The sequence below is a fragment of the Pseudomonas sp. 7-41 genome (assembly GCF_021233075.1).
Lineage (GTDB): Bacteria > Pseudomonadota > Gammaproteobacteria > Pseudomonadales > Pseudomonadaceae > Aquipseudomonas > Aquipseudomonas veronii.
The window spans coordinates 6,159,527-6,183,155 of the sequence record NZ_CP089551.1 but is presented as its reverse complement, the minus strand read 5'-3'; the positions used below and the strand labels follow the sequence as shown (position 1 = coordinate 6,183,155).

General features: G+C 55.6%; 35 protein-coding genes. 34 read left to right on the top strand and 1 reads right to left on the bottom strand.

What is annotated here, in order from left to right:
- Positions 1 to 202 precede the first annotated feature (202 nt).
- From rpsL to bfr, 34 genes are all read left to right on the top strand, one after another.
- Positions 203 to 574: a 30S ribosomal protein S12 gene (rpsL, locus tag LQ249_RS28240; RefSeq protein WP_002555494.1), complete on the top strand. Its 372-nt coding sequence runs from the start codon at positions 203 to 205 to the stop codon at positions 572 to 574.
- Positions 575 to 692: 118 nt separating this feature from the next.
- Complete coding sequence (rpsG, locus tag LQ249_RS28235; protein ID WP_002555493.1) at positions 693 to 1,163, top strand: 30S ribosomal protein S7; 471 nt, start codon at positions 693 to 695, stop codon at positions 1,161 to 1,163.
- Positions 1,164 to 1,193: 30 nt separating this feature from the next.
- A complete protein-coding gene (gene fusA, locus LQ249_RS28230; protein WP_017848800.1) occupies positions 1,194 to 3,299 on the top strand; it encodes an elongation factor G in 2,106 nt (701 codons plus the stop codon).
- 30 nt (positions 3,300 to 3,329) lie between these two features.
- On the top strand, positions 3,330 to 4,523 hold the full coding sequence (tuf, locus tag LQ249_RS28225) for an elongation factor Tu (protein WP_017848801.1): 1,194 nt from the start codon (positions 3,330 to 3,332) through the stop codon (positions 4,521 to 4,523).
- A 158-nt stretch (positions 4,524 to 4,681) separates the two neighbouring features.
- Positions 4,682 to 4,993, top strand: a complete 312-nt coding sequence (gene rpsJ, locus LQ249_RS28220; RefSeq protein WP_003186070.1) for a 30S ribosomal protein S10 — start codon at positions 4,682 to 4,684, stop codon at positions 4,991 to 4,993.
- A gap of 81 nt (positions 4,994 to 5,074) precedes the next feature.
- The gene (gene rplC, locus LQ249_RS28215) at positions 5,075 to 5,710 is read left to right on the top strand and encodes a 50S ribosomal protein L3 (RefSeq protein WP_007253310.1); all 636 of its coding nucleotides are present in this window, start codon (positions 5,075 to 5,077) and stop codon (positions 5,708 to 5,710) included.
- A 12-nt stretch (positions 5,711 to 5,722) separates the two neighbouring features.
- On the top strand, positions 5,723 to 6,325 hold the full coding sequence (rplD, locus tag LQ249_RS28210; RefSeq protein ID WP_003210082.1) for a 50S ribosomal protein L4: 603 nt from the start codon (positions 5,723 to 5,725) through the stop codon (positions 6,323 to 6,325).
- The gene (gene rplW, locus LQ249_RS28205) at positions 6,322 to 6,621 is read left to right on the top strand and encodes a 50S ribosomal protein L23 (RefSeq protein WP_002555488.1); all 300 of its coding nucleotides are present in this window, start codon (positions 6,322 to 6,324) and stop codon (positions 6,619 to 6,621) included. Before rplD ends, rplW begins: the two co-directional genes overlap by 4 nt.
- Positions 6,622 to 6,635: 14 nt before the next feature.
- Positions 6,636 to 7,460 carry a 50S ribosomal protein L2 gene (rplB, locus tag LQ249_RS28200; protein WP_003210080.1) on the top strand — a complete coding sequence of 275 codons (825 nt, stop codon included), beginning with the start codon at positions 6,636 to 6,638 and terminating at the stop codon, positions 7,458 to 7,460.
- Positions 7,461 to 7,476: 16 nt separating this feature from the next.
- Positions 7,477 to 7,752: a 30S ribosomal protein S19 gene (gene rpsS / locus LQ249_RS28195; protein ID WP_002555486.1), complete on the top strand. Its 276-nt coding sequence runs from the start codon at positions 7,477 to 7,479 to the stop codon at positions 7,750 to 7,752.
- A gap of 11 nt (positions 7,753 to 7,763) precedes the next feature.
- Positions 7,764 to 8,096: a 50S ribosomal protein L22 gene (gene rplV, locus LQ249_RS28190; RefSeq protein WP_003103908.1), complete on the top strand. Its 333-nt coding sequence runs from the start codon at positions 7,764 to 7,766 to the stop codon at positions 8,094 to 8,096.
- A 13-nt stretch (positions 8,097 to 8,109) separates the two neighbouring features.
- The gene (gene rpsC / locus LQ249_RS28185; RefSeq protein ID WP_003176422.1) at positions 8,110 to 8,796 is read left to right on the top strand and encodes a 30S ribosomal protein S3; all 687 of its coding nucleotides are present in this window, start codon (positions 8,110 to 8,112) and stop codon (positions 8,794 to 8,796) included.
- Positions 8,797 to 8,808: 12 nt separating this feature from the next.
- Positions 8,809 to 9,222 (top strand): 50S ribosomal protein L16, encoded by a 414-nt coding sequence (rplP, locus tag LQ249_RS28180; protein ID WP_003232424.1) that lies wholly within the window; start codon positions 8,809 to 8,811, stop codon positions 9,220 to 9,222.
- On the top strand, positions 9,222 to 9,413 hold the full coding sequence (gene rpmC / locus LQ249_RS28175) for a 50S ribosomal protein L29 (protein WP_002555481.1): 192 nt from the start codon (positions 9,222 to 9,224) through the stop codon (positions 9,411 to 9,413). Before rplP ends, rpmC begins: the two co-directional genes overlap by 1 nt.
- Before the next feature lie 2 nt (positions 9,414 to 9,415).
- Positions 9,416 to 9,682, top strand: coding sequence for a 30S ribosomal protein S17 (gene rpsQ, locus LQ249_RS28170; RefSeq protein WP_003176419.1), 267 nt, complete (start codon positions 9,416 to 9,418; stop codon positions 9,680 to 9,682).
- Positions 9,683 to 9,705: 23 nt separating this feature from the next.
- Positions 9,706 to 10,074, top strand: coding sequence for a 50S ribosomal protein L14 (gene rplN / locus LQ249_RS28165; protein WP_002555479.1), 369 nt, complete (start codon positions 9,706 to 9,708; stop codon positions 10,072 to 10,074).
- Between the two features lie 11 nt (positions 10,075 to 10,085).
- Positions 10,086 to 10,400, top strand: coding sequence for a 50S ribosomal protein L24 (gene rplX / locus LQ249_RS28160; RefSeq protein WP_007896770.1), 315 nt, complete (start codon positions 10,086 to 10,088; stop codon positions 10,398 to 10,400).
- Between the two features lie 22 nt (positions 10,401 to 10,422).
- Complete coding sequence (rplE, locus tag LQ249_RS28155; RefSeq protein ID WP_003194642.1) at positions 10,423 to 10,962, top strand: 50S ribosomal protein L5; 540 nt, start codon at positions 10,423 to 10,425, stop codon at positions 10,960 to 10,962.
- A gap of 13 nt (positions 10,963 to 10,975) precedes the next feature.
- Positions 10,976 to 11,281, top strand: a complete 306-nt coding sequence (gene rpsN / locus LQ249_RS28150) for a 30S ribosomal protein S14 (protein ID WP_003176414.1) — start codon at positions 10,976 to 10,978, stop codon at positions 11,279 to 11,281.
- A 207-nt stretch (positions 11,282 to 11,488) separates the two neighbouring features.
- Positions 11,489 to 11,881 carry a 30S ribosomal protein S8 gene (rpsH, locus tag LQ249_RS28145; protein ID WP_017848802.1) on the top strand — a complete coding sequence of 131 codons (393 nt, stop codon included), beginning with the start codon at positions 11,489 to 11,491 and terminating at the stop codon, positions 11,879 to 11,881.
- Positions 11,882 to 11,893: 12 nt separating this feature from the next.
- Entirely contained in the window at positions 11,894 to 12,427 is a 534-nt protein-coding gene (gene rplF / locus LQ249_RS28140) for a 50S ribosomal protein L6 (RefSeq protein WP_003176412.1), read from the top strand.
- A 10-nt stretch (positions 12,428 to 12,437) separates the two neighbouring features.
- Positions 12,438 to 12,788 carry a 50S ribosomal protein L18 gene (gene rplR / locus LQ249_RS28135; RefSeq protein ID WP_003186037.1) on the top strand — a complete coding sequence of 117 codons (351 nt, stop codon included), beginning with the start codon at positions 12,438 to 12,440 and terminating at the stop codon, positions 12,786 to 12,788.
- Positions 12,789 to 12,791: 3 nt separating this feature from the next.
- A complete protein-coding gene (gene rpsE / locus LQ249_RS28130) occupies positions 12,792 to 13,292 on the top strand; it encodes a 30S ribosomal protein S5 (protein WP_003186035.1) in 501 nt (166 codons plus the stop codon).
- A gap of 2 nt (positions 13,293 to 13,294) precedes the next feature.
- Positions 13,295 to 13,471 carry a 50S ribosomal protein L30 gene (gene rpmD / locus LQ249_RS28125; protein WP_003176408.1) on the top strand — a complete coding sequence of 59 codons (177 nt, stop codon included), beginning with the start codon at positions 13,295 to 13,297 and terminating at the stop codon, positions 13,469 to 13,471.
- Between the two features lie 3 nt (positions 13,472 to 13,474).
- Positions 13,475 to 13,912 (top strand): 50S ribosomal protein L15, encoded by a 438-nt coding sequence (rplO, locus tag LQ249_RS28120; RefSeq protein WP_003176407.1) that lies wholly within the window; start codon positions 13,475 to 13,477, stop codon positions 13,910 to 13,912.
- Entirely contained in the window at positions 13,913 to 15,241 is a 1,329-nt protein-coding gene (gene secY / locus LQ249_RS28115; protein WP_003176406.1) for a preprotein translocase subunit SecY, read from the top strand.
- Between the two features lie 27 nt (positions 15,242 to 15,268).
- A complete protein-coding gene (gene rpmJ / locus LQ249_RS28110) occupies positions 15,269 to 15,385 on the top strand; it encodes a 50S ribosomal protein L36 (RefSeq protein WP_002555468.1) in 117 nt (38 codons plus the stop codon).
- Positions 15,386 to 15,514: 129 nt separating this feature from the next.
- Entirely contained in the window at positions 15,515 to 15,871 is a 357-nt protein-coding gene (gene rpsM, locus LQ249_RS28105; protein ID WP_017848803.1) for a 30S ribosomal protein S13, read from the top strand.
- A 30-nt stretch (positions 15,872 to 15,901) separates the two neighbouring features.
- Positions 15,902 to 16,291: a 30S ribosomal protein S11 gene (gene rpsK / locus LQ249_RS28100; RefSeq protein WP_002555466.1), complete on the top strand. Its 390-nt coding sequence runs from the start codon at positions 15,902 to 15,904 to the stop codon at positions 16,289 to 16,291.
- Between the two features lie 18 nt (positions 16,292 to 16,309).
- Positions 16,310 to 16,930 carry a 30S ribosomal protein S4 gene (rpsD, locus tag LQ249_RS28095; RefSeq protein ID WP_003176404.1) on the top strand — a complete coding sequence of 207 codons (621 nt, stop codon included), beginning with the start codon at positions 16,310 to 16,312 and terminating at the stop codon, positions 16,928 to 16,930.
- 22 nt (positions 16,931 to 16,952) lie between these two features.
- Positions 16,953 to 17,954 carry a DNA-directed RNA polymerase subunit alpha gene (locus LQ249_RS28090; RefSeq protein ID WP_003176403.1) on the top strand — a complete coding sequence of 334 codons (1,002 nt, stop codon included), beginning with the start codon at positions 16,953 to 16,955 and terminating at the stop codon, positions 17,952 to 17,954.
- A 41-nt stretch (positions 17,955 to 17,995) separates the two neighbouring features.
- Positions 17,996 to 18,382, top strand: coding sequence for a 50S ribosomal protein L17 (gene rplQ / locus LQ249_RS28085; RefSeq protein ID WP_003176402.1), 387 nt, complete (start codon positions 17,996 to 17,998; stop codon positions 18,380 to 18,382).
- 239 nt (positions 18,383 to 18,621) lie between these two features.
- Entirely contained in the window at positions 18,622 to 20,070 is a 1,449-nt protein-coding gene (locus LQ249_RS28080) for a catalase (protein WP_017848804.1), read from the top strand.
- Between the two features lie 155 nt (positions 20,071 to 20,225).
- Positions 20,226 to 20,690: a bacterioferritin gene (bfr, locus tag LQ249_RS28075; protein ID WP_017848805.1), complete on the top strand. Its 465-nt coding sequence runs from the start codon at positions 20,226 to 20,228 to the stop codon at positions 20,688 to 20,690.
- A gap of 66 nt (positions 20,691 to 20,756) precedes the next feature.
- On the opposite strand, the gene uvrA is transcribed toward bfr, so the two are convergent.
- Entirely contained in the window at positions 20,757 to 23,591 is a 2,835-nt protein-coding gene (gene uvrA / locus LQ249_RS28070) for an excinuclease ABC subunit UvrA (RefSeq protein ID WP_017849544.1), read from the bottom strand.
- Positions 23,592 to 23,629 lie beyond the last annotated feature (38 nt).

Sequence of the window (23,629 nt, the reverse complement as noted above, 5' to 3'; positions counted from 1 at the left end):
AGTCTGGGCCCTGGCAGCCCCCATTCGTCGGATCGAGGCAGTTTTGCCCCGGTTCGTTGAGAGGGGAGGTCGGGGCCTTGCCTTGACTGGGGGCAAGATCCTCTTTAGACTCTTGTACCCCTAAATTTGGCGGGAATTCGTTCCTGCCATTTTGCTTTTCTTGCAAGACAATAGCGTCGCAAGACAACAGTGGAGCTAGTAGATGGCAACTATCAACCAGCTGGTACGTCAGCCGCGTAAGCGTATCGTCGAGAAATCCGACGTACCTGCGCTGCAGAACTGCCCGCAACGTCGTGGCGTATGCACTCGCGTGTATACCACTACGCCGAAAAAACCTAACTCGGCACTGCGTAAAGTATGCCGTGTGCGTCTGACCAACGGTTTCGAGGTTTCCTCGTACATCGGCGGTGAAGGCCACAACCTGCAAGAGCACAGCGTGGTACTGATCCGCGGCGGTCGTGTAAAAGACTTGCCAGGTGTTCGTTACCACACCGTACGCGGCTCCTTGGATACTTCCGGCGTTAAAGGTCGTAACCAGGGTCGTTCGAAGTACGGTACCAAGAAGCCTAAGTAGTAGCGGCTTTTTGTAAAACTGAATCATCTTATTTTCTGAGTCGATAAGAGTAAGGTCGGAGGCGTCCCGAAAGGGCACCGATTCCGAGCGAACCTGAAGACCGTTTGAGGGCTTATCCATGCCAAGAAGACGCGTAGCAGCCAAGCGCGAAGTGCTTGACGATCCAAAATACGGAAGCCAAATCCTGGCCAAGTTCATGAACCACGTGATGGAAAGCGGCAAGAAAGCCGTTGCCGAGCGTATCGTTTATGGCGCGCTGGAAAAGGTTAAAGAACGCAAGAACAGCGACCCCCTGGAAATCTTCGAGAAAGCTCTCGACGCCATCGCTCCGCTGGTCGAAGTGAAGTCGCGCCGTGTAGGCGGTGCTACTTACCAGGTTCCGGTTGAAGTTCGTCCGTCCCGTCGTAACGCCCTGGCAATGCGCTGGTTGGTAGACTTCGCCCGTAAGCGTGGCGAGAAGTCTATGGCTCTGCGTTTGGCTGGCGAACTGTTGGACGCTGCTGAAGGTAAAGGCGCTGCTGTTAAGAAGCGTGAAGACGTGCACCGTATGGCTGAAGCTAACAAGGCTTTCTCGCACTACCGCTTCTAAATCCAGCGTCACTCAATTTGCGAGGGCTTTATGGCTCGTACTACACCGATTAATCGCTACCGTAACATTGGTATCGTTGCTCACGTGGATGCTGGTAAAACCACCACCACCGAGCGCGTCCTTTTTTACACCGGCAAAAGTCACAAGATGGGCGAGGTGCATGACGGCGCCGCGACCACAGACTGGATGGTTCAGGAGCAGGAGCGTGGTATTACCATTACTTCTGCTGCTATTACCGCCTTCTGGAAAGGTTCCGAGAAGCAGTACAAAGACGAGCACCGCTTCAACGTTATCGATACCCCAGGCCACGTAGACTTCACTATTGAAGTTGAGCGTTCCCTGCGTGTACTCGACGGCGCTGTCGTTGTGTTCTGCGGTACCTCGGGTGTTGAGCCTCAGTCGGAAACCGTATGGCGTCAAGCCAACAAATACGGCGTTCCACGTCTTGTTTACGTAAACAAGATGGACCGTGCTGGTGCCAACTTCCTGCGCGTGATCGGTCAGATCAAGCAGCGTCTGGGTCACACTCCGGTGCCAATTCAATTGGCAATCGGTTCCGAAGATAACTTCCAGGGCCAGATCGATCTGATCGCCATGGAAGCCGTCTACTGGAATGACGCCGACAAAGGTATGGTTCCTGTTCGTAAGCCTATCCCTGCTGAACTGCAGGAGCTGGCTGACGAATGGCGTAACAACATGGTTGAGGCTGCTGCCGAAGCCAGCGAAGAGCTGATGAACAAGTACCTCGAAGGTGAAGAACTCACCAACGCGGAAATCAAGGCCGCTCTGCGTCAGCGTACTATCGCTGGTGAGATCGTCTTGGCTGTTTGTGGTTCTTCCTTCAAGAACAAGGGTGTTCCCCTGGTTCTCGACGCCGTTATCGACTACCTGCCTGCTCCAACCGACATTCCTGCTATCAAGGGTACCAACCCTGATAACGAGGAAGAAGAGATGGAGCGTCACGCCGATGACAGCGAGCCGTTCTCGGCTCTGGCGTTCAAGATCGCAACCGACCCATTCGTGGGTACCTTGACTTTCGTCCGCGTTTACTCGGGCGTGTTGGCCTCCGGCGACGGCGTGATCAACTCGGTTAAAGGTAAGAAAGAGCGCGTGGGTCGTATGGTGCAAATGCACGCAAACGCCCGTGAAGAGATCAAGGAAGTGCGCGCTGGTGACATCGCGGCCCTGATCGGCATGAAGGACGTCACCACTGGTGAAACTTTGTGCGACGCTGCTAAGCCAATCATCCTGGTTCGTATGGACTTCCCGGAGCCGGTTATTTCGGTTGCCGTAGAGCCTAAGACCAAGGATGACCAGGAAAAAATGGGTATCGCTCTGGGCAAACTTGCTCAGGAAGATCCATCTTTCCGCGTCAAGACTGATGAAGAGACTGGTCAAACGATCATCTCCGGCATGGGCGAGTTGCACCTGGACATCCTGGTTGACCGGATGCGCCGTGAGTTCAACGTCGAAGCCAACATCGGTAAGCCTCAGGTTTCCTATCGTGAGCGCATCACGAAGAACTGTGAAATCGAAGGCAAGTTCGTTCGTCAGTCCGGCGGTCGTGGTCAGTTCGGTCACTGCTGGATCCGTTTTGCTCCTGCTGACGAAGGTCAGGAAGGTCTGCAATTCGTGAACGAAGTAGTAGGTGGTGTTGTTCCTAAGGAATACATCCCTGCTATCCAGAAGGGTATCGAAGAGCAGATGAAGAACGGTGTTGTCGCCGGCTATCCGCTGATCGGCCTGAAAGCAACCGTTTTTGACGGTTCTTACCACGACGTCGACTCCAACGAGATGGCGTTCAAGGTGGCTGCTTCCATGGCAACCAAGCAACTGGCCCAGAAGGGCGGTGGTGAGTTGCTTGAGCCAATCATGGCGGTAGAAGTTGTTACACCTGAAGACTATATGGGTGATGTCATGGGCGACCTTAACCGTCGTCGCGGCATGATCTTGGGTATGGAAGACACGGTTTCCGGCAAAGTGATTCGCGCCGAGGTTCCGTTGGGTGAGATGTTCGGTTATGCGACCGACGTTCGCTCCATGTCCCAGGGTCGCGCAAGCTACTCTATGGAATTCAAAAAATACAACACAGCTCCGGCGCACATCGCTGAAACTGTATCCAAAAAACAAGGCTGATTCAGTCCTTTAGGCAAGGAGTTAATTGTCGTGGCTAAAGAAAAATTTGATCGTTCCCTACCGCACGTCAACGTTGGCACCATCGGTCACGTTGACCACGGTAAAACCACTCTGACTGCTGCTCTGACTCGCGTTTGCTCCGAAGTATTCGGTTCCGCAATCGTTGATTTCGATAAAATCGACAGCGCACCAGAAGAAAAAGCTCGTGGTATCACCATCAACACCGCGCACGTCGAGTACAACTCGAAGATTCGTCACTACGCTCACGTTGACTGCCCAGGTCACGCTGACTATGTGAAGAACATGATCACTGGTGCTGCCCAGATGGACGGCGCGATCCTGGTTTGCTCGGCCGCTGATGGTCCGATGCCACAAACCCGTGAGCACATCCTGCTGTCCCGTCAGGTAGGCGTTCCGTACATCGTGGTTTTCCTGAACAAGGCTGACCTGGTAGACGACGCTGAGCTGCTGGAACTGGTTGAGATGGAAGTGCGCGATCTGCTGAGCACTTACGACTTCCCAGGCGACGACACTCCGATCATCATCGGTTCTGCTCGTATGGCGCTGGAAGGCAAAGACGACAACGAAATGGGCACCACTGCCGTTCGTAAACTGGTTGAAACTCTGGACAGCTACATCCCAGAACCAGTTCGTCTGACCGACAAGCCATTCCTGATGCCAATCGAAGACGTATTCTCGATCTCGGGTCGCGGTACTGTTGTGACTGGTCGTATCGAGCGTGGTATCGTTCGCGTTCAAGACCCACTGGAAATCGTTGGTCTGCGTGACACCACCGTTACCACTTGCACCGGTGTTGAAATGTTCCGCAAGCTGCTCGACGAAGGTCGTGCTGGCGAGAACTGCGGCGTACTGCTGCGCGGCACCAAGCGTGATGACGTTGAACGTGGTCAGGTTCTGGTTAAGCCAGGTACCGTTAAGCCGCACACCAAGTTCACCGCAGAAGTTTACGTTCTGAGCAAGGAAGAAGGCGGTCGTCACACTCCGTTCTTCAAAGGCTACCGTCCACAGTTCTACTTCCGTACTACTGACGTGACTGGTAACTGCGAACTGCCAGAAGGCGTTGAAATGGTAATGCCAGGCGATAACATTCAAATGACTGTTACCCTGATCAAAACCATCGCAATGGAAGACGGTCTGCGCTTCGCTATCCGTGAAGGCGGCCGTACCGTTGGTGCTGGCGTTGTAGCTAAAATCATCGAGTAAGCTCTTTTTTGAGTTAGCTTCGAGGTTTTGAAAAAGCCCCCGCTCAGCGGGGGCTTTTTTTATTGGGTTGACACCTATCTGGGGCGTCTATAGAATTGCGCCTCCTTTTAACGGGCGTATTGCGCTCGCTGGGAATAGCAGCCGGAGTCTGAAATCCAATGCAAAATCAGCAAATCCGTATCAGGTTGAAGGCTTTTGACCATCGCCTGATCGACCAATCCACCCAGGAAATCGTGGAAACCGCGAAACGTACTGGTGCTCAAGTGCGTGGTCCAATTCCACTGCCTACCCGTAAAGAGCGGTTCACCGTTCTGGTCTCCCCGCACGTCAACAAAGACGCGCGTGACCAGTACGAGATCCGTACTCATAAGCGCGTACTGGACATCGTCCAGCCAACGGATAAAACCGTTGATGCACTTATGAAGCTTGATCTGGCGGCCGGTGTGGAAGTACAGATCAGCCTCGGCTAAGACTTGGGTCTTAGTCGTGTAACGCTCTGAAATGGGCGGCCATAGCGGGTGAAAGCCCCGTACACTCATGAGGTTTACAACATGACTATTGGTGTAGTCGGTCGTAAATGCGGTATGACCCGTATTTTCACCGAAGAAGGTGTCTCCATTCCGGTCACGGTCATTGAGATCGAACCGAATCGCGTCACCCAGTTCAAAACTGAAGAAACCGATGGCTATCGTGCAGTGCAAGTCACTGTCGGCGAGCGTCGTGCTTCGCGCGTGACTGCTGCTCAAGCAGGTCACTTCGCTAAAGCAAACGTTGCAGCTGGTCGCACTGTTATGGAGTTCCGTCTTGAAGAAGGCGACTACCAGGCTGGCGATCTGATCAACGCTGAAATCTTCGCCGCTGGTCAACTGGTTGATGTAACCGGTCAGTCCAAGGGTAAAGGCTTCCAGGGTACGATCAAGCGTTGGAATTTCCGTGGCCAAGACAACACTCACGGTAACTCCGTTTCCCACCGCGTCCCGGGCTCTATTGGCCAGTGCCAGACTCCTGGTCGTGTATTCAAGGGCAAAAAAATGTCCGGTCATATGGGCGCTGAGCGCGTGACCGTGCAGTCCCTCGAAGTAGTGCGCGTCGACGCTGAACGCAATCTGTTGTTGGTCAAGGGTGCTGTTCCTGGCGCTACTGGCGGCAACCTGGTTGTACGTCCAGCGGCCAAGGCTCGCGGTTAAGGGGAAGCTGACATGCAATTAAATGTAAATGACGCTCAAGCGATCGAAGTTTCCGAACTGACATTTGGCGGCGAATTCAACGAGACGCTCGTTCACCAAGCAGTCGTGGCCTACATGGCCGGCGGCCGTCAAGGTAGCAAGCAGCAAAAGACCCGTTCCGACGTTCGTGGTGGCGGTAAGCGCCCTTGGCGTCAGAAAGGTACTGGCCGTGCTCGTGCCGGTACTATCCGTAGCCCAATCTGGCGCGGCGGCGGTACCACTTTCGCAGCTCGTCCGCAGGATCACACTCAGAAGCTCAACAAGAAGATGTACCGCGCAGCACTGCGCTCCATCCTTGCTGAACTCGTGCGTACTGATCGTCTGGTCGTGGTTCAGGACTTCGCTGTTGAAGCACCGAAAACCAAAGATCTGCTGAACAAGCTGAACGGCATGGGCCTGACTGACGTCTTGATCGTGTCTGAAGCTGTTGATCAGAACCTGTACCTGGCTGCTCGCAACCTGCCACACGTTGATGTACGTGACGTGCAAGGTTCCGATCCAGTTAGTCTGATCGCATACGACAAGGTGTTGATCACCGTGTCGGCCGTGAAGAAATTCGAGGAGCTGCTGGGATGAACCAGGAACGCGTATTTAAAGTTCTGCTTGGCCCGCACGTTTCCGAAAAGGCTACGGTTCTGGCTGACAAGAAAGGCCAGTTCGTTTTCAAGGTTGCAACTGACGCAACCAAGCTGGAAATCAAGAAGGCCGTCGAAAGCCTGTTCAGCGTGAAAGTAGAGCGTGTTACTACCCTGAATGTTCTGGGTAAGAGCAAGCGCACTGCTCGCGGTCTGGGCAAGCGTAATGACTGGAAGAAGGCAGTTATCTCCCTTCAGCCAGGCCAAGATCTCGATTTCAGCAGCAGTGCTGAGTAAGGAAGGGGTGCATCATGGCAATCGTTAAATGCAAACCGACTTCCCCTGGCCGCCGTTTTGTGGTCAAGGTGGTCAACCAGGAGCTGCATAAAGGCGCTCCTCACGCACCGCTGCTCGAGAAGAAATCGAAGACTGGTGGTCGTAACAACAATGGTCGCATTACCACTCGTCACATCGGTGGTGGCCATAAACAGCATTATCGTCTGGTCGACTTCCGTCGCAACGACAAAGATGGCATCGCTGCCACTGTCGAGCGTATCGAATACGATCCAAACCGTACTGCTCACATCGCTCTGCTGCTGTACGCAGATGGCGAGCGTCGCTACATCATCGCCCCTAAAGGCGTGAGTGCTGGTGACCAGCTGATCGCAGGTGCTCTGGCACCGATCAAGCCGGGCAACGCTCTGCAACTGCGTAACATTCCAGTTGGTAGCACCGTACACGGCATCGAATTGAAGCCAGGTAAAGGCGCGCAAATCGCTCGTTCCGCTGGTGCTTCGGCTCAGCTGATCGCTCGTGAAGGTGTCTACGTGACCCTGCGTCTGCGTTCTGGTGAGATGCGTAAAGTGCTGGCTGAATGCCGCGCGACCCTGGGTGAAGTCTCGAACTCCGAGCACAGCCTGCGTTCGCTGGGTAAAGCTGGTGCCAAACGCTGGCGTGGCGTTCGCCCAACCGTTCGTGGTGTTGCCATGAACCCGGTTGACCACCCACACGGTGGTGGTGAAGGTCGTACCTCTGGTGGTCGTCATCCGGTATCGCCATGGGGCTTCCCGACTAAGGGCGCGAAGACTCGTGGTAATAAGCGTACCGACAAAATGATCGTCCGTCGTCGCAAGTAAATAGAGGGATACGACAGTGCCACGTTCTCTGAAAAAAGGTCCTTTTATTGATCTTCACCTACTGAAGAAGATCGAAGTGGCGGCGGAAAAGAACGATCGCAAACCAGTTAAGACCTGGTCGCGTCGTTCGATGATCCTGCCACAAATGGTCGGTCTGACCATCGCAGTACACAACGGTCGTCAACACGTCCCAGTTCTCGTTAACGAAGACATGGTCGGCCACAAACTAGGCGAGTTTGCCGGTACCCGCACTTATCGTGGGCACGTGGCAGACAAGAAAGCCAAGCGTTAAGGGGTAAGGAAATGGAAGTAGCCGCTAAGTTGTCGGGCGCTCGAATCTCCGCCCAGAAAGCCCGCTTGGTCGCCGACCAGATCCGCGGGAAGAAGGTGGGCGAAGCGCTCAACCTGTTGGCTTTCAGCAGTAAGAAAGCCGCCGAGATCATGAAGAAAGTGCTGGAGTCGGCCGTAGCCAACGCCGAGCATAACGAAGGCGCAGACGTTGATGACCTGAAGGTCAGCACCGTTTTCGTCAACGAAGGGCGTTCGCTGAAGCGTATCATGCCGCGTGCCAAAGGCCGTGCTGATCGCATCGTCAAGCGGTCTTGCCATATCACTGTCAAGGTTGCTGACAAGTAACGGAGTCGAAGAGATGGGTCAGAAAGTACATCCCATTGGCATTCGCCTGGGAATCGTCAAGGAGCACACCTCCGTCTGGTACGCAGACGGTCGGACTTATGCGGACTATTTGTTCGCTGATCTGAAGGTGCGTGAGTATCTCCAAGACAAACTAAAAAGCGCGTCCGTAAGCCGTATCGATATCCATCGTCCGGCACAAACTGCACGTATCACCATCCACACCGCTCGTCCAGGTATCGTTATCGGGAAGAAAGGTGAAGATGTTGAGAAACTGCGTCAGGACCTGACCAAGCAAATGGGTGTGCCTGTGCACATCAATATCGAAGAGATCCGCAAGCCGGAGCTCGACGGTATGCTGGTTGCGCAGAGCGTAGCTCAGCAGCTGGAGCGTCGCGTCATGTTCCGTCGCGCTATGAAGCGCGCCGTACAGAACGCCATGCGTATTGGTGCCAAAGGCATCAAAATCCAAGTGAGCGGTCGTCTCGGCGGTGCTGAAATCGCACGTACTGAATGGTATCGCGAAGGTCGTGTGCCACTGCACACCCTGCGTGCCGACATCGACTATGCCAACTACGAAGCTCACACCACTTATGGTGTGATCGGTGTAAAGGTTTGGATCTTCAAAGGCGAAGTAATTGGTGGTCGCCAAGAAGAACTGAAACCACAAGCACCAGCGCCTCGTAAAAAAGCTGCTAAGTAAGGGGTACGCCAAATGTTGCAACCAAAGCGTACGAAGTTCCGCAAGCAGATGACAGGCCACAACCGTGGTCTGGCTCAGCGCGGTAGCAAAGTCAGCTTCGGCGAATTCGCGCTGAAGTCTGTAGCTCGTGGTCGTCTCACCGCTCGTCAGATCGAGTCAGCGCGTCGTGCTCTGACCCGTCACGTAAAACGTGGCGGCAAGATCTGGATCCGTGTATTCCCGGACAAGCCGATCTCCAAAAAGCCCCTCGAAGTTCGGATGGGTAAAGGTAAGGGTAACGTGGAATACTGGGTAGCCCAGATTCAGCCAGGCAAAGTCCTGTATGAAATCGAGGGTGTAACTGAAGAGCTGGCGCGTGAGGCTTTTGCCCTGGCTGCTGCAAAGCTGCCGCTCGCCACCGCCTTTGTTAAACGGACGGTGATGTGATGAAAGCGAATGAACTTCGTGAAAAATCCGCACAGCAGCTGAACGAGCAACTGCTCGGCCTGCTGCGCGACCAGTTCAATCTGCGCATGCAGAAAGCAACTGGCCAGTTGGGGCAGTCTCATCTGCTCTCGCAAGTTAAGCGTGACATCGCTCGCGTGAAGACTGTGCTCAACCAGCAGGCAGGTAAGTGATCATGGCTGAAGCCGAAAAGACTGTCCGTACGCTGACTGGCCGTGTTGTCAGCGACAAGATGGACAAAACCATCACCGTTTTGATCGAGCGTCGCGTTAAGCACCCGATCTACGGTAAATATGTTAAGCGTTCGACTAAGCTGCACGCGCACGACGAAACCAACCAGTGCCACATCGGCGACAAAGTCACTATTCGTGAAACTCGTCCGCTGGCCAAGACCAAGTCTTGGGCACTGGTTGATGTTCTCGAACGCGCTGTGGAAGTCTAAGGACTAGGGGTCGGAGAAATTATATGATTCAGACTCAATCCATGCTCGATGTGGCCGATAACAGCGGCGCTCGCCGTGTTATGTGCATCAAGGTGCTGGGTGGCTCCCATCGTCGTTACGCTGGTATCGGTGACATCATCAAAGTTACCGTGAAGGAAGCAATTCCTCGCGGTAAAGTGAAAAAAGGCCAAGTGATGACTGCTGTTGTAGTCCGCACTCGTCACGGCGTTCGCCGTGCAGATGGCTCCATTATCCGCTTTGATGGCAACGCTGCTGTTCTTCTGAACAACAAGCAAGAGCCGATCGGCACCCGTATCTTTGGGCCAGTGACGCGTGAACTTCGTACTGAGAAGTTCATGAAGATCGTCTCGCTCGCCCCAGAAGTGCTGTAAGGAGATCCGACATGCAAAAGATTCGTCGTGACGACGAGATCATCGTGATCGCCGGCAAAGACAAAGGTAAGCGCGGTAAGGTGCTGAAGGTTCTCGCTGACGACCGTCTGGTCGTCGGTGGTCTGAACCTGGTCAAGCGTCATACCAAGCCTAACCCTATGTCGGGCGTACAAGGCGGTATCGTCGAGAAAGAAGCGCCACTGCACGCTTCTAACGTCGCCATCTTCAACGGCGAAACCAACAAGGCTGACCGCGTTGGTTTCAAAGTAGAAGACGGTAAGAAAATTCGTGTCTTCAAGTCGACCCAAAAAGCGGTTGATGCTTGAACACTGCTAGGTAGATAAGACCATGGCACGACTACAAGAGATTTACCGGAAGGAAATCGCCCCCAAGCTTAAGGAAGAACTTAAGCTCGGGAACGTGATGGAAGTTCCGCGCGTTACCAAAATCACCCTGAACATGGGTCTGGGCGAAGCGATCGGCGACAAAAAAGTCATCGAGCACGCTGTTGCTGACCTGGAAAAGATCACCGGTCAAAAAGTCGTTGTGACTTACGCTCGGAAATCCATCGCTGGCTTTAAAGTCCGTGAAGGTTGGCCGATCGGCGTCAAAGTGACTCTGCGCCGTGAGCGTATGTACGAATTCCTGGATCGTCTGCTGTCGATCTCCCTGCCTCGGGTCCGCGACTTCCGCGGCCTGAATGCCAAGTCCTTCGATGGTCGTGGTAACTACAGCATGGGCGTGAAAGAGCAGATCATCTTCCCGGAAATCGACTACGACAAGATCGATGCTCTCCGCGGTCTGGACATCACCCTGACCACCACTGCCAAGAACGATGATGAAGGTCGCGCCCTGTTGCGTGCTTTCAAATTCCCGTTCCGCAACTGATTGGAGTAGGACCATGGCCAAGATGAGCATGAAAAACCGCGAGCTGAAACGTCAGCTCACGGTTGCCAAGTACGCCAAGAAGCGTGCAGCACTGAAAGCAATCATCGTTGATCTGAACGCAAGTCCAGAAGCACGTTGGGAAGCCACAGTAGCTCTGCAGAAGCAGCCACGTGACGCAAGCGCCTCGCGCATGCGTAACCGCTGCCGCCTGACCGGTCGTCCACACGGCGTTTACCGCAAGTTCGGCCTCGGCCGTAACAAACTGCGTGAAGCGGCAATGCGTGGTGACGTACCAGGTCTGGTTAAAGCCAGCTGGTAAGTACTTTCAAAGTCCGGACGGTCTGAATCGCAAGATACTGACCGCCGGTACCTTGAATCTGGAACAAGCCCCTTTTGGGGCTTGTTTCATTTCCGGAGTGTGTCTAGAATACCCGGCTCGCCTGAGCCCGTGTTTTCTATGCCCGGAGATACTCAGCGACATATGTAGCCGCAAGGCTAATTTTTTTGTATTAGGAGCGTCTAGCCCATGAGTATGCAGGACCCGTTAGCGGACATGCTAACTCGTATCCGTAATGCCCAGATGGCTGAAAAGTCCGTCGTAAGCATGCCATCTTCCACGTTGAAGGTAGCTGTTGCCAAAGTCCTGAAAGACGAAGGCTACATTGCGGGTTATCAGATCAGCAGCGAAATCAAACCACTGCTGTCCATCGAGCTGAAGTACTTCGAAGGCCGTCCGGTCATCGAGGAAGTGAAGCGCGTTAGCCGTCCAGGCCTGCGTCAGTACAAGTCCGTTGAAGATCTGCCGAAAGTTCGTGGCGGTCTTGGCGTGTCTATCGTCTCCACCAACAAAGGTGTGATGACGGATCGTGCTGCGCGCGCTGCCGGTGTCGGCGGCGAAGTTCTTTGCACTGTGTTCTAAGGGGGGATAAGCATGTCTCGCGTCGCTAAGAACCCCGTTAAGCTGCCAGCCGGTGTCGAAGTAAAATTCGCAGGCCAACAGCTTTCGGTGAAGGGTGCCAAGGGTACTCTTGAACTGAACATCCATTCGTCCGTTGAGATCGTTGAAGAAGCTGGTGAGCTGCGTTTCGCTGCTCGCAATGGCGATCAACAAACTCGCGCAATGGCCGGTACCACGCGTGCGTTGGTAAACAACATGGTCCAAGGCGTAAGCCAAGGCTTCGAGCGTAAGCTCCAGCTGGTCGGTGTTGGTTACAAAGCGCAAGCAAAAGGCACGGTTTTGAACCTGGCCCTTGGCTTCTCGCACCCAGTGGATTACGAACTGCCGGAAGGCATCACCGCTGAGACCCCTAGCCAAACCGATATCCTGATCAAGGGCATCGATAAGCAGCTGGTAGGTCAGGTGGCCGCTGAGATCCGCGACTTCCGTCCACCAGAGCCGTACAAAGGCAAAGGTGTGCGCTACGCGGACGAAGTCGTCCGTCGTAAAGAAGCCAAGAAGAAGTAGGGCATAGCAAATGACCGACAAAAAAGTTACTCGACTGCGTCGCGCTCGCAAAGCACGCCTGAAAATGCACGAACTCGAAGTCGTGCGTCTCTGCGTGTTCCGCTCGTCGCAGCACATCTACGCCCAGGTCATCTCGGCCGACGGCAACAAAGTCCTGGCAAGCGCCTCGACTTTGGATAAAGAACTGCGTGATGGTGCCACCGGCAACATCGACGCGGCCACTAAGGTTGGCCAGCTGGTCGCTACGCGTGCTAAAGCCGCTGGCGTCTCGCAGGTGGCTTTCGACCGCTCTGGCTTCAAGTATCACGGTCGCGTCAAGGCGCTGGCTGATGCTGCTCGTGAAGCTGGGCTGGAGTTCTAAGTTATGTCAAATAACGACCAAAAGCGCGACGAAGGCTACATTGAGAAGCTGGTTCAAGTTAACCGCGTAGCCAAAACCGTTAAAGGCGGCCGTATCTTCACTTTCACCGCGTTGACCGTGGTGGGTGATGGTAAAGGGCGCGTTGGCTTCGGCCGTGGCAAGTCACGTGAAGTGCCTGCTGCGATCCAGAAGGCAATGGAAGCTGCTCGTCGCAACATGATCCAAGTTGATCTGAACGGCACCACTCTGCAGTACGCAATGAAGTCCGCCCATGGCGCTTCGAAGGTGTACATGCAGCCTGCTTCTGAAGGTACCGGTATCATCGCTGGCGGCGCTATGCGTGCTGTCCTCGAAGTTGCTGGCGTTCAGAACGTTCTGGCCAAGTGCTACGGCTCGACTAACCCAGTAAACGTGGTTCACGCCACTTTCAAGGGTTTGAAAGCAATGCAGTCTCCTGAATCCATTGCCGCCAAGCGTGGCAAAAGCGTCAAGGAGATCTTCTGATCATGGCTACCGTTAAAGTAACGCTGATCAAAAGCATGACCGGCCGCATCCCTAACCACAAATTGTGCGTTAAGGGTTTGGGTCTGCGTCGCATCGGTCACACTGTAGAAGTCCAGGATACTCCCGAGAATCGCGGGATGATCAACAAGGCTTACTACATGCTGCGTGTCGAGGGTTAATCGATGAAACTCAATGATCTGAGTCCAGCGCCGGGTTCCCGTCGCGAAAAGCATCGTCCGGGCCGTGGTATCGGTAGCGGTTTGGGTAAGACTGGTGGCCGTGGCCACAAAGGTCAAACCTCCCGCTCCGGTGGCACCATTGCTCCAGGCTTTGAAGGCGGTCAACAGCCGCTGCATCGTCGCCTGCCTAAGTTCGGTTTCGTATCCCTGAAAGCCATGGACCGCGCAGAAGTGCGTCTGTCCGAGCTGGCTAAAGTGGAAGGCGACATCGTTACTGTGCAGACCCTGAAAGATGCCAACGTGATCAACGTCAACGTACAGCGTGTGAAAATCATGCTGTCCGGTGAAGTGACTCGCGCTGTCACTATCGGCAAGGGAATCGGCGCCACCAAAGGTGCGCGTTCGGCTATCGAAGCAGCTGGCGGCAAGTTCGAGGAATAAATGGCTAAGCAAGGTGCTCTCTCAGCGCTCGGCAAAGGCGGTATGTCTGAACTTTGGGCTCGTCTGCGTTTTCTGTTCCTGGCGATTATCGTCTACCGAATAGGCGCACACATCCCGGTTCCAGGTATCAACCCGGACCGACTCGCAGACCTGTTTCGACAGAATGAGGGGACCATTCTTAGCTTGTTCAACATGTTTTCCGGCGGCGCGCTGGAACGGATGAGCATCTTTGCACTGGGGATCATGCCGTACATTTCGGCATCGATCATCATGCAACTGATGACCGCCGTCAGCCCGCAGCTGGAGCAGTTGAAGAAGGAAGGTGAAGCTGGCCGTCGCAAGATTAGCCAGTACACCCGCTACGGCACTGTCATCCTCGCCCTGGTTCAAGCTATCGGCATGTCCGTTGGCCTGGCGGGGCAGGGTGTTGCGTTCACTGGTGACTTTGGCTTCCATTTCGTCGCGGTATCCACGTTTGTGGCTGGTGCGATGTTCATGATGTGGCTGGGTGAGCAGATTACTGAGCGTGGTGTTGGTAACGGTATCTCGATGTTGATTTTCGCAGGTATCGTCGCCGGTCTTCCGAGAGCGATCGGGCAGTCTTTCGAGTCTGCACGTCAGGGTGATATCAACATTTTCGCCCTGGTCGCCATCGGTTTGCTGGCAGTAGCGATTATCGGTTTTGTGGTGTTCATTGAGCGTGGCCAGCGTCGTATTGCTGTTCACTACGCCAAGCGTCAGCAGGGCCGCAAGGTCTTTGCCGCGCAGACCAGCCACTTGCCGCTGAAAGTGAATATGGCCGGTGTTATTCCGGCGATTTTCGCGAGCAGCATCTTGCTGTTTCCGGCTTCGTTGGGTACCTGGTTTGGTCAGTCTGAAAACATGGGCTGGCTGCAGGACCTCTCTCAGTCGATCGCTCCTGGTCAGCCGTTGAATATTCTGCTGTTTAGTGCAGGGATTATTTTCTTCTGCTTCTTCTATACGGCGTTGATGTTCAATCCGAAAGACGTAGCGGAAAACCTGAAGAAGTCCGGTGCCTTTATTCCGGGCATCCGTCCAGGTGAGCAGTCTGCACGCTACATTGATGGCGTTCTGACTCGTTTGACCCTGTTCGGTGCTCTATATATGACGGCCGTGTGCTTGTTGCCCCAGTTCCTGGTGGTTGCAGCAAACGTTCCGTTCTACCTTGGCGGGACCTCGTTGCTGATCGTGGTCGTGGTTGTGATGGACTTCATGTCCCAAGTACAATCGCACCTCGTTTCGCACCAGTACGAATCCCTGATGAAGAAAGCCAACCTGAAGGGTTACGGCAGCGGCATGTTGCGCTGAGTACCCATAAGGTTCGAGGAGTTGGTGATGAAAGTTCGTGCATCGGTGAAAAAGCTGTGCCGTAACTGCAAGATTATTCGCCGCGAAGGTGTTGTTCGAGTAATTTGCAGCGCGGAACCGCGTCACAAACAGCGCCAAGGCTGAGTGTGATCCGCTTGAAGCCCGGCAGCTAGTGCGCTGCCGGGTTGATTATTTGTTATTACAGCGATATTATCTCGCGCCCTATTTCTTGGCTTCCGGGGCGTAGGTAGCTGTCAATTGGAGTCCCACTGAATGGCCCGTATTGCAGGCGTTAACATTCCAGATAACAAGCACACTGTTATCTCGCTGACCTACATCTATGGTGTTGGTCGCACTACTGCGCAGAAAATTTGCGCGGTCGCTGGGGTAAACCCAGCCGCTAAGATCAAGGATCTGAGCGACGAGCAGGTTGAATTGCTGCGTGGCGAAGTGGCGAAGTTCACCACTGAAGGTGACCTGCGTCGCGAAATCAACATGAAAATCAAGCGTTTGATGGACCTCGGTTGCTATCGCGGTCTGCGTCATCGTCGTGGTCTTCCAGTACGCGGTCAGCGTACCAAGACTAACGCGCGTACCCGTAAAGGTCCGCGTAAGCCGATCCGCAAGTAATCGCCCCCGCGAATCGACAGGAAAATTATCATGGCAAAACCTGCTGCTCGTCCTCGTAAAAAAGTTAAAAAGACAGTGGTTGATGGCATCGCCCACATCCATGCTTCTTTTAACAACACCATCGTGACCATCACCGACCGTCAAGGTAACGCGCTTTCTTGGGCTACCTCCGGTGGTTCGGGTTTCCGCGGTTCCCGCAAGTCCACCCCGTTCGCTGCTCAAGTAGCTGCTGAACGTGCTGGTCAAGCTGCGCTGGAATACGGCCTGAAAAACCTCGACGTTAACGTCAAAGGTCCAGGTCCAGGTCGTGAGTCCGCTGTCCGTGCTTTGAACGGCTGTGGCTATAAGATCGCCAGCATCACCGACGTGACGCCAATCCCGCACAACGGGTGCCGTCCGCCGAAGAAGCGCCGCGTGTAATCCAGGAGATTGTAAAGAATGGCTCGTTACATTGGTCCAAAATGCAAACTCGCTCGTCGCGAAGGCACCGATCTCTTCCTGAAGAGCGGCGTGCGCGCGATCGAATCGAAGTGCAACATTGAAGCAGCACCTGGTATCCACGGCCAACGCCGCGGTCGCCAGTCCGATTACGGCACCCAACTGCGTGAAAAGCAGAAGGTCCGTCGTATCTACGGCGTTCTCGAGCGTCAGTTCAGCGGCTACTACAAAGAAGCTGCTGGCAAGAAAGGTGCAACCGGTGAAAACCTGCTGCAACTGCTCGAATGCCGTCTGGACAACGTTGTATACCGTATGGGCTTTGGTTCTACTCGTGCCGAATCCCGTCAGCTGGTATCGCACAAGTCGATCAGCGTTAACGGCCAGACCGTAAACGTTCCGTCCTACCAGGTTCGTGCTGGTGACGTGGTCGCTGTTCGCGAGAAAGCAAAAAACCAACTTCGCATTGTCCAAGCTCTCGATCTGTGTGCCCAACGTGGCCGCGTAGAATGGGTAGAAGTAGACACTGAGAAGAAGTCGGGCGTTTTCAAGAACGTTCCAGCTCGCAGTGATCTGTCCGCCGACATCAACGAAAGCCTGATTGTCGAGCTCTACTCCAAGTAAGGGCTAGAAAATAGGTGCATCCATGCAGATTTCGGTAAATGAGTTCCTGACACCCCGCCACATTGATGTGCAGGTTGTCAGTCCAACCCGCGCCAAAATCACACTCGAGCCTCTCGAGCGTGGTTTTGGCCACACCCTGGGCAACGCGCTGCGCCGCATCCTGTTGTCCTCAATGCCCGGCTGTGCAGTAGTCGAGGCCGAGATTGACGGTGTGCTCCACGAGTACAGCGCCATCGAAGGTGTACAGGAAGACGTAATTGAAATCCTGTTGAACCTTAAAGGTCTGGCTATCAAGCTGCACGGCCGTGACGAAGTTACGCTGACCTTGTCGAAGAAGGGTTCGGGGGTGGTTACCGCTGCCGATATTCAGCTGGATCATGATGTCGAGATCGTTAACCCCGATCACGTAATCGCTAACCTGGCGTCTAACGGCGCCCTGAACATGAAGCTCACTGTAGCTCGTGGTCGTGGTTATGAACCGGCCGACTCGCGTCAGAGCGATGAAGACGAAAGCCGCAGCATTGGTCGCTTGCAGCTTGACTCTTCGTTCAGCCCGGTTCGCCGTATCGCATACGTGGTGGAAAACGCCCGTGTCGAGCAGCGTACTAACCTGGACAAGCTGGTTATTGATCTGGAAACCAACGGTACTCTGGACCCTGAAGAGGCTATCCGTCGCGCTGCAACCATTCTGCAACAGCAGTTGGCTGCGTTCGTCGACCTCAAAGGCGACAGCGAACCAGTGGTAATCGAGCAGGAAGACGAGATCGATCCGATCCTGCTTCGCCCGGTTGACGATCTGGAACTGACTGTACGTTCGGCTAACTGCCTTAAGGCGGAAAACATTTACTACATCGGCGACCTGATTCAGCGTACCGAAGTAGAACTGTTGAAGACTCCGAACCTGGGCAAGAAATCCTTGACTGAAATCAAGGACGTTCTGGCCTCCCGCGGTCTGTCCCTCGGCATGCGCCTCGACAACTGGCCGCCTGCAAGTCTTAAGAAGGACGACAAGGCGACTGCCTGATCGTCGTAATCACCGAACGTGAGTTTGGTAAGGAATGAACCATGCGTCATCGTAAAAGTGGACGTCACCTGAGCCGTACCAGCTCGCACCGTAAGGCCATGTTCCAAAACATGGCGGTGTCGCTGTTCGAGCACGAGCTGATCAAAACTACACTGCCGAAAGCTAAAGAACTGCGTCGCGTTGCTGAGCCGCTGATCACTTTGGCTAAGACAGACAGCCTGGCTAACCGCCGTCTGGCCTTCGACCGTACTCGTTCGAAAGCTATCGTTGGTAAGCTCTTCAACGACCTGGGCAAGCGTTACGCTACCCGTGAGGGTGGCTACCTGCGCATCCTCAAGTGCGGTTTCCGCGCTGGCGACAACGCGCCTATGGCGTATGTCGAGTTGGTTGATCGTGCTACTGCCGGCGAAGCTGTAAGCGCCGAGTAAGACGACAGTCTGTAACGAAGAACCGGGCCTAGCGCCCGGTTTTTTGTGCGCGTAAGAAAAGCGCCATGGATACAAGCGTGCATCGATCTGGCCGCGGCATTATGGGCGTCGGGTGTATTGGTAGTAATTTTCTATTGATGTCCACAATTTAATGAATTTGTAGACGTCATGTTGATGATCAATACTCACTGCAAGCCGATTAGCCGGCAGTTCCAAGTCCGACCTGAGGAAGATTGAACATGAGCCAGAACAAAATTCTTACCACCGCCAGCGGCGCTCCCGTGGCGGACAACCAGAACTCCCGTTCCGCCGGCCCGCGTGGCCCGTTGTTGCTCGATGATTTTCACCTGATCGAGAAGCTCGCTCACTTCAACCGCGAAAACATCCCTGAGCGTCGCGTACACGCCAAAGGTTCGGGTGCTTACGGCACGTTCACCGTCACCCGGGACATTACTCAGTACACCAGCGCCAAGCTGTTCGAGGCCGTTGGTAAACAAACGCCGACCTTTCTGCGTTTCTCCACGGTCGGTGGCGAACGTGGTTCGGCGGATACCGAGCGCGACCCTCGTGGCTTTGCCTTGAAGTTCTACACCGAAGAAGGCAACTGGGACATCGTCGGTAACAACACCCCGGTGTTCTTCATCCGCGACCCACTCAAGTTCCCTGATTTCATCCACACTCAAAAACGCCTGCCGCAAAGCAATCTGAAAAGCGCGCAGATGATGTGGGATTTCTGGTCGCACTCCCCGGAGGCGCTGCACCAGGTCACCATCCTGTTTTCCGATCGTGGTATCCCTGACGGTTACCGCCACATGCACGGCTTCGGTAGCCACACCTACAGCTTGATCAACGCCAAGGGCGAGCGGCACTGGGTGAAGTGGCACTACAAGACCAAGCAAGGCATCAAGAACCTGGCACCGGCCGAGGCGGCACGTTTGGCCGGTACCGACCCTGATTACGCACAGCGCGATCTGTTTGGTGCGATCGAGCGCGGGGATTTCCCGAAATGGCGCGTCTGCATTCAGATCATGACCGAGGCCCAGGCCAACGCACATTACGAGAACCCCTTTGACGTGACCAAAACCTGGTCGCAGAAGGAGTTCCCGCTGATCGAAGTCGGTGAACTGGAGCTCAACCGTAATCCGCAGAACTACTTCGCCGAAGTGGAACAAGCGGCGTTCGGCCCGAGCAACATGGTCCCGGGTGTTGGCCTGTCGCCGGACCGCATGCTGCAAGGTCGCGTCTTCGCTTACGCAGATGCCCACCGCTACCGTATCGGCACCAACCACCAGCAATTGCCGGTGAATGCCCCACGTAGCCCGGTCAACAGCTACCAGCGTGATGGCTCGATGGCCTTCGGCAGCAACGGCGGTGGGGCGCCCAACTATGAGCCAAACAGCTACGCCGACGCGCCGAAACAAGCGCCACAGTACGCCGAGCCCGCATTGGCCCTGAGCGGTGCCGCGGATCGTTACGATCACCGCGAAGACACCGACTATTACAGCCACGCCGGTGCGCTGTTCCGCCTGATGAACGATGAGCAGAAAGCCTTGCTCACCGGCAACATCGCCGGCGCCATGGCGGGGGTTTCCAGTGATGTGGTCCAGCGTCAGTTGCAGCACTTCTTCAAAGCCGATCCGGCTTATGGAGAAGCAATCGCAAAGGCGCTGGGTGTATCGATTAACTGACTCTAAACGATAAGTAGAACCGCCCTCATTTGGGCGGTTTTTGCGTTAATTCAGCCGCTTTTCTCAGGAAATCTTCACTTTTCTGCCGTTGGCTCCGTGACCTATGGGTCAGCATGGTTCAAACTAAAGACTTTCAAGCAGGGAGATGTAGGGCGATGCAAGGTCACCCCGACGTAATCGATTACCTCAACACGTTGCTGACGGGCGAACTCGCGGCTCGTGACCAATATTTCATCCATTCGCGTATGTACGAAGACTGGGGCTTTACCGAGCTCTACGAGCGTATCAACCACGAGATGGAAGAAGAGACCCAGCACGCCGACGCACTGATGCGCCGTATCCTGATGCTCGAAGGCACGCCACGCATGCGTCCCGACGACTTGGACGTAGGCACAACGGTGCCTGAGATGCTCGCCGCTGACCTGCGCCTCGAGAACAAGGTCCGTGCCGCGCTGTGCAAGGGCATCGAGCTGTGCGAGCAGCACAACGACTATGTCACCCGTGAAATTCTGCGCGTGCAGTTGGCCGACACCGAAGAAGATCACACCTACTGGCTGGAAAAGCAGCTGGGCCTGATCAAGCTGGTCGGCCTGGAGAATTACCTGCAATCGCAGTTCTGATTCCCGGCTGTAAAAAAGCCCCTGTCACCGTTGAAGTGACAGGGGCTTTTTATTGGGCCGGATAAATCAGGCCCGGTCGCGCGCGAGCAACGGTTTCAAGTAGTAACCCGTGTGCGATTGCGGCATCTCGGAGACCTGCTCCGGTGTACCTACCGCGATGATCTGACCGCCCTTGGAACCGCCTTCCGGCCCGAGGTCGACCAGCCAGTCGGCGGTCTTGATCACATCCAGGTTGTGCTCGATCACCACCACGGTGTTGCCGTGGTCACGCAGGCGGTGCAACACATCCAGCAATTGCTGAATGTCCGCGAAGTGCAGGCCCGTGGTCGGCTCATCGAGGATATACAGGGTTTTACCGGTATCGCGCTTGGACAGCTCACGGGACAGCTTGACCCGTTGCGCTTCACCACCGGACAGCGTGGTCGCCGATTGCCCCAGCTTGATGTACGACAAGCCCACATCCATCAGCGTCTGCAGCTTGCGCGCCAACGCCGGAACCGCGTCGAAGAACACCCGCGCTTCCTCGATGGTCATCTCCAGGGTTTCGTGGATGTTCTTGCCCTTGTATTTGATCTCAAGGGTTTCGCGGTTGTAGCGCTTGCTCTTGCACACATCGCACGGCACGTAGATGTCCGGCAGGAAGTGCATCTCCACCTTGATCAAGCCATCGCCCTGGCACGCTTCGCAGCGCCCGCCCTTGACGTTGAACGAGAACCGGCCCGGCCCGTAGCCCCGCGAGCGGGATTCCGGCACGCCGGCGAACAACTCGCGAATGGGCGTGAACAGCCCGGTATAGGTCGCCGGGTTGGAGCGGGGGGTACGGCCAATCGGGCTCTGGTCGATATCGACCACTTTGTCGAGGAGCTCCAGGCCCTTTATGCTGTCATGTGCTGCCGCTTCCAGCGTGGTCGCGCCGTTCAGGGCGGTGGCGCTCAACGGGAACAGCGTGTTGTTGATCAGCGTCGACTTGCCCGAGCCGGAAACACCCGTCACGCAGGTCAGCAGACCCAGCGGAATTTCCAGGTCGACATTGCGCAGGTTGTTGCCGCGCGCGCCCTTGAGGTGCAACGCCATCTTCTTGTTGCGTGGCGTGCGCTTGGACGGCACTTCAATCCTCACGCGCCCGGACAGGTACTTGCCGGTCAGCGAGTCTGGATGAGCCATCACCTCGGCAGGCGTGCCTTGGGCGACGATATGCCCACCATGCACGCCAGCGCCCGGGCCGATATCGACCACATAATCGGCCAGGCGAATCGCGTCTTCGTCGTGCTCGACCACGATCACCGTGTTGCCGATGTCCCGCAGGTGTTTCAGCGTGCCCAGGAGGCGATCGTTATCGCGCTGGTGCAAGCCAATCGACGGCTCATCGAGGATATACAACACGCCCACCAGACCGGCGCCGATCTGGCTGGCCAGGCGGATGCGCTGGGCTTCACCGCCCGACAAGGTATCGGCGCTGCGGTCCAGCGACAGGTAATCCAGGCCGACGTTGACCAGGAACTGCAGGCGCTCGCGAATCTCCTTGAGGATCTTGTCGGCAATCTCCCCACGGCGTCCGGTCAGCTTGAGTACGCCGAAATATTCACAGGCGTCGCCAATCGGCAGGTTGGTCACCGCCGGCAGGGTCTTCTCGCCAACCCATACGTGCCGCGCCTCACGGCGCAGGCGGGTGCCTCGGCAATCCGGGCAGGGCTGGGTGCTGAGGAACTTGGCCAGTTCTTCCCGCACGCTCGCCGACTCGGTCTCGCGGTAGCGGCGTTCGAGGTTGGGCACGATGCCTTCGAACGGATGCGAGCGCTTGACGATATCGCCACGGTCGTTGAGGTATTTGAAGTCGACGTTCTGCGAACCGCTGCCGTTGAGAATGACCTTCTGCTGATCCGCCGGCAGTTGGTTGAACGGTACTTCCAGGCTGAACTTATAGTGCGAGGCCAATGAGCCGAGCATCTGGAAGTAATAGACGTTACGCCTGTCCCAGCCGCGTATCGCACCTTCCGCCAGCGTCAGCTCGCCATTGACCAGGCGCTTGATGTCGAAAAACTGCTTCACGCCCAGGCCATCGCAGGTCGGGCAGGCGCCGGCCGGGTTGTTGAAGGAAAACAGCTTGGGTTCCAGCTCGCTGATGGCGTGGCCACAGATCGGGCAGGCAAAGCGTGCGGAGAAGATGATCTCTTCGCCCGGTTCGTCGTCCATCGGCGCGACCAGGGCGATACCGTCCGCCAGCTTCAGGGCTGTCTCGAAGGATTCCGCCAGGCGCTGCTGCAAGTCGGCGCGTACTTTGAAGCGGTCGACCACGACATCGATCGAGTGCTTCTTCTGCTTGTCGAGCTTCGGCGCTTCGTCCAGCTCGTACAGCTTGCCGTTGATCCGCGCACGCACGAAACCTTGCGCGCGCAGTTCTTCAAACACTGAAAGGTGTTCACCCTTGCGCTCGCGAATCACCGGCGCCAGCAGCATCAGCTTGGCGCCTTCCGGCTGGGCCAGCACCAGGTCGACCATCTGGCTGACGGTCTGGGCTTCCAGCGGGATGTCGTGGTCCGGGCAGCGCGGGATACCGACGCGCGCATACAGCAGGCGCAGGTAGTCGTAGATCTCGGTGATGGTGCCCACGGTGGAGCGCGGGTTGTGGGAAGTCGACTTCTGCTCGATGGAAATTGCCGGCGACAGGCCTTCGATGGTGTCGACGTCGGGCTTTTCCATCATCGACAGAAACTGGCGGGCATAGGCCGACAGCGACTCGACATAGCGCCGCTGGCCTTCGGCGTACAGCGTGTCGAACGCCAGCGACGATTTGCCGGACCCGGACAAACCGGTGATGACGATCAGTTTGTCCCGGGGCAGGGTCAGGTCGATGTTCTTCAGGTTGTGGGTTCTAGCCCCACGAATCAGGATCTTGTCCAAGATGGCCTCGCACGGCGGGCGTAAATAATGCCGGAGTA

Coding starts and splice junctions, on each gene's coding strand:
- bfr (WP_017848805.1), top strand. CDS start 20,226: ATGCAAGGTCACCCCGACGTAATCGATTACCTCAACACGTTGCTGACG.
- rplP (WP_003232424.1), top strand. CDS start 8,809: ATGTTGCAACCAAAGCGTACGAAGTTCCGCAAGCAGATGACAGGCCAC.
- rpsK (WP_002555466.1), top strand. CDS start 15,902: ATGGCAAAACCTGCTGCTCGTCCTCGTAAAAAAGTTAAAAAGACAGTG.
- rplE (WP_003194642.1), top strand. CDS start 10,423: ATGGCACGACTACAAGAGATTTACCGGAAGGAAATCGCCCCCAAGCTT.
- rplQ (WP_003176402.1), top strand. CDS start 17,996: ATGCGTCATCGTAAAAGTGGACGTCACCTGAGCCGTACCAGCTCGCAC.
- rplC (WP_007253310.1), top strand. CDS start 5,075: ATGACTATTGGTGTAGTCGGTCGTAAATGCGGTATGACCCGTATTTTC.
- rplO (WP_003176407.1), top strand. CDS start 13,475: ATGAAACTCAATGATCTGAGTCCAGCGCCGGGTTCCCGTCGCGAAAAG.
- rplD (WP_003210082.1), top strand. CDS start 5,723: ATGCAATTAAATGTAAATGACGCTCAAGCGATCGAAGTTTCCGAACTG.
- rpmJ (WP_002555468.1), top strand. CDS start 15,269: ATGAAAGTTCGTGCATCGGTGAAAAAGCTGTGCCGTAACTGCAAGATT.
- rpsM (WP_017848803.1), top strand. CDS start 15,515: ATGGCCCGTATTGCAGGCGTTAACATTCCAGATAACAAGCACACTGTT.
- LQ249_RS28090 (WP_003176403.1), top strand. CDS start 16,953: ATGCAGATTTCGGTAAATGAGTTCCTGACACCCCGCCACATTGATGTG.
- LQ249_RS28080 (WP_017848804.1), top strand. CDS start 18,622: ATGAGCCAGAACAAAATTCTTACCACCGCCAGCGGCGCTCCCGTGGCG.
- fusA (WP_017848800.1), top strand. CDS start 1,194: ATGGCTCGTACTACACCGATTAATCGCTACCGTAACATTGGTATCGTT.
- rpsL (WP_002555494.1), top strand. CDS start 203: ATGGCAACTATCAACCAGCTGGTACGTCAGCCGCGTAAGCGTATCGTC.
- rpsQ (WP_003176419.1), top strand. CDS start 9,416: ATGGCTGAAGCCGAAAAGACTGTCCGTACGCTGACTGGCCGTGTTGTC.
- secY (WP_003176406.1), top strand. CDS start 13,913: ATGGCTAAGCAAGGTGCTCTCTCAGCGCTCGGCAAAGGCGGTATGTCT.
- rpsD (WP_003176404.1), top strand. CDS start 16,310: ATGGCTCGTTACATTGGTCCAAAATGCAAACTCGCTCGTCGCGAAGGC.
- rplV (WP_003103908.1), top strand. CDS start 7,764: ATGGAAGTAGCCGCTAAGTTGTCGGGCGCTCGAATCTCCGCCCAGAAA.
- rpsC (WP_003176422.1), top strand. CDS start 8,110: ATGGGTCAGAAAGTACATCCCATTGGCATTCGCCTGGGAATCGTCAAG.
- rpsN (WP_003176414.1), top strand. CDS start 10,976: ATGGCCAAGATGAGCATGAAAAACCGCGAGCTGAAACGTCAGCTCACG.
- rpsH (WP_017848802.1), top strand. CDS start 11,489: ATGAGTATGCAGGACCCGTTAGCGGACATGCTAACTCGTATCCGTAAT.
- rplX (WP_007896770.1), top strand. CDS start 10,086: ATGCAAAAGATTCGTCGTGACGACGAGATCATCGTGATCGCCGGCAAA.
- rpsE (WP_003186035.1), top strand. CDS start 12,792: ATGTCAAATAACGACCAAAAGCGCGACGAAGGCTACATTGAGAAGCTG.
- rplW (WP_002555488.1), top strand. CDS start 6,322: ATGAACCAGGAACGCGTATTTAAAGTTCTGCTTGGCCCGCACGTTTCC.
- rplR (WP_003186037.1), top strand. CDS start 12,438: ATGACCGACAAAAAAGTTACTCGACTGCGTCGCGCTCGCAAAGCACGC.
- rpsJ (WP_003186070.1), top strand. CDS start 4,682: ATGCAAAATCAGCAAATCCGTATCAGGTTGAAGGCTTTTGACCATCGC.
- rpmD (WP_003176408.1), top strand. CDS start 13,295: ATGGCTACCGTTAAAGTAACGCTGATCAAAAGCATGACCGGCCGCATC.
- rplB (WP_003210080.1), top strand. CDS start 6,636: ATGGCAATCGTTAAATGCAAACCGACTTCCCCTGGCCGCCGTTTTGTG.
- rplF (WP_003176412.1), top strand. CDS start 11,894: ATGTCTCGCGTCGCTAAGAACCCCGTTAAGCTGCCAGCCGGTGTCGAA.
- rpmC (WP_002555481.1), top strand. CDS start 9,222: ATGAAAGCGAATGAACTTCGTGAAAAATCCGCACAGCAGCTGAACGAG.
- rplN (WP_002555479.1), top strand. CDS start 9,706: ATGATTCAGACTCAATCCATGCTCGATGTGGCCGATAACAGCGGCGCT.
- rpsG (WP_002555493.1), top strand. CDS start 693: ATGCCAAGAAGACGCGTAGCAGCCAAGCGCGAAGTGCTTGACGATCCA.